This window comes from Flavobacterium sp. (genome assembly GCF_003525665.1).
Lineage (GTDB): Bacteria > Bacteroidota > Bacteroidia > Flavobacteriales > Flavobacteriaceae > Flavobacterium.
Genome location: NZ_DQDX01000188.1, coordinates 6,741 through 9,851 on the forward strand (window position 1 = coordinate 6,741; position 3,111 = coordinate 9,851).

Consider the following 3,111-nt stretch of genomic DNA (forward strand, 5'->3'; position numbering starts at 1 on the left):
TTCATAATCTTGCCGGAGAAGTTACCAAAGAAAAGGGATTTTGGCATTGGCTGAAATTTACCGTTGGCGAACCACCAGTTTTATTTAGTCAAGTAGATATGGAATACAACAAAAGTGTATTGCAAAATTTTTCTGAAAATAACGGTTATTTCAATACAAAAACCGAAGCCGATTCTACCAAATCTGGTAAAAAAGCAAAGGTAAAATATGTTGTAAAACCAGGTAAACAATATAAAATTAAGTCTGTTCAATTTCCAACAGATTCAACTGAATTAGCTAAAGCTGTAAATAAAACGCAACGTAGAAGTTTGTTGAAAATAGGACAACCTTATAGTTTAGATATTATCAAAGCAGAACGTGAACGAATTGATACTCGATTAAAAGAGAAAGGATTTTTCTACTTCAACGCCGATTATTTAAAGGTTCAGGTTGATAGTACAGTTGCCGATTATCAGGTAGATTTAATTCTGAAAATCAAAGATGAAACACCACAAATTGCTACAAAACAATACCGAATCAACAATATTATTGTATATCCAAATTATTCTGTAAATGCTGATAGCTTGAGTATTGCAACCGATTCATCTGTAGTAAAATACAAAGATTTCACAATAATTGATAAAGAAAATTTATTCAAGCCAAGAATATTTGACCGATCGTTATATTTCAAAAAAGGCGATTTGTACAATCGAACCGATCACAATTTATCTTTAAATCGATTGGTAAATTTAGGTACATTTAAATTTGTAAAAAATCAATTTAAAGTAGCCGATACAACTGGAAATTATTTGGATACGTATTATTATTTAACTCCATTACCAAGAAAATCGATTAGAGTTGAAGTTCTTGCAAAAACCAATTCTGCCAATTATACTGGAACTGAATTGAACATCAATTGGAGCAATAGAAATACGTTTCGTGGTGCAGAATTACTAACTATTTCAGCTTTTGGAGGAATTGAAGTTCAGGTTTCTGGACAAAATAATGGATTTAACGTGTATCGATTTGGTACTGAAGCAAATTTAATTTGGCCACGATTAATTTCTCCATTCAAATTAAAATCATCTAGCGGATTTGTTCCAAAAACGAAAGCTACTTTGGGATACGAATTTCAAAATCGTACGCAATTGTATTCACTTCAAACATTTAAAGGTTCGTTTGGATATTTGTGGAAAGAAAATGCTCGAAAAGAACATCAATTAAACGTAACCGAAATCACGTATGCAAGTCCGCAGAACGTAACAGCATTATACCAATCGCAAATTGTTGACAATCCATCATTAGAAAAAGTAATCGAAAAACAATTAATTTTCGGTCCGACATACAGTTACACTTATACCAATACAGCTCAAAAAAGAAAGAAAAATACATTTTATTACAGAGCTTCCGTTGATCTATCAGGAAATTTAGTTGGATTATTATCAGGTTCAAATATTAAAAATGGTGATACTACCAAAGTTTTCGGAGTACCATTTAGCCAATTTTTAAAAGTAGAAAGTGATTTTAGACATTACTATAAATTGGGTAAAAAATCACAAATAGCCAGTAGATTCATTGTTGGAGCTGGTTATGCCTATGGAAATTCGGAATCAATGCCTTTTATCAAACAATTTTTTATTGGTGGAACGAACAGTATTCGCGCATTTCAAGCACGTTCACTCGGACCAGGAACTTTTAGACAAACAGATATATCTACTTTTCTAGCCGACCAATCTGGTGATGTAAAACTAGAATTAAATACCGAATATCGCGGAAATATTTATAGTTTCGTTGACGGAGCTTTGTTTGTCGATGCAGGAAATATTTGGCTGATGAACAACAATACTGACAAACCTGGATCAAAATTTTCAAGTGATTTTCTGAACGAATTAGCCGTTGGAGTTGGTGCTGGATTGCGATTTGATTTCGACTTTTTAGTCCTTCGAACCGATTTGGCTTTTCCAATAAGAAAACCTTATTTACCCGACGGACAACGATGGGTTTTAGACCAAGTAAACCTTGGAAATGGTTCGTGGAGAAAAGAAAATTTGGTCTTTAACTTGGCAATTGGATATCCATTTTAAACCGATTTTATTTCTGATTTTCTAAATAAAAATCGTTCGTTAAATATCACAATTGATAGTAAAATCAACGAATAAGAAATAATCTGATTGAAAGTAATCTCTTCATGAAAATAGAAAATTGCCAACATAAAATTCAGTAACGGATTGGTGTACATCAAAATTCCAACTGCCGAAGAATTCATTCCTTTTAAAGCATATAAATTAAGGTACAACGGAATTATCGTAAACAAAACCACGATAACCATCAACAAAATATAAAACAATGATTCTGTTGGAATTACTCCAGCATAATGTGGAAAAAACGGTAAAATTACTATCGATGCAATTACCATTTGTAAAGTCAAAATCAGGAATTTATCAAAGACGATGTTCTTGCGTTGACTTATTAAATACAATGCAAATGAAAATGCTATAACCAAACTATAAGCCAATTCAGCCAAATTTCCATAGGATAAAATGCCGCAACTTACAACACACAAAGCAACAGAAAACCATTGCCATTTACTCAGTTTTTCTTTCAGAATAAAATAAGCCAAAATTGTGGTAACAATTGGACAAATTAAATAAGCAAAAGAAGCCGATTTTAAACTCACATGATTCACTGCATAAATGAAGAGAAACCAATTGAAAATCAATAAAAAGCCACCTAAAACCGTAAGAAACAGAAATCTATATTTGAGTTTTGATTCTAAATTTTGAAAAGTTTCCACATCTTTAAAAACAATCGATTTTCTAAAAAAAAGGTTGATTAAAAGCAAAATAAAAGTCGCAAAAAAGATTCTATAAAAAAGAATATCCAACGAAGGATAATTATGTAACGGTTTCAAAGCCAAGCTAAAGAAACCCCAAATAACAAAAGAAGTCAGCGCCGAAGCGTAATATTTATTGATTTGCACGATAAAAATTTGGTGCAAAAGTACATCAATACTATTCTAAAGTTAATCCATTATAACATTTAATTAGGAAAAGATTTGATTCAGATTTAGCTAAAAATTCTGAAAATCAAGTTCTTATTTTAAACATTTATCAAAAAATGCAATTTTAAAGT

At 31.3% G+C, this 3,111-nt stretch carries 2 protein-coding genes; one reads left to right on the forward strand and one right to left on the reverse strand.

The features are described 5' to 3' along the window. Positions 1–2,063, forward strand: a 2,063-nt coding sequence (locus tag DIU01_RS13240; protein ID WP_290835200.1) for a BamA/TamA family outer membrane protein, incomplete at its 5' end; no start/stop codon positions are given. Here the strand turns inward: DIU01_RS13240 and DIU01_RS13245 are convergent. Beyond that, positions 2,060–2,959: an EamA family transporter gene (locus DIU01_RS13245; RefSeq protein WP_290835202.1), complete on the reverse strand. Its 900-nt coding sequence runs from the start codon at positions 2,957–2,959 to the stop codon at positions 2,060–2,062. The two genes, DIU01_RS13240 and DIU01_RS13245, sit on opposite strands and share 4 nt — an antisense overlap. Positions 2,960–3,111: the final 152 nt, after the last annotated feature.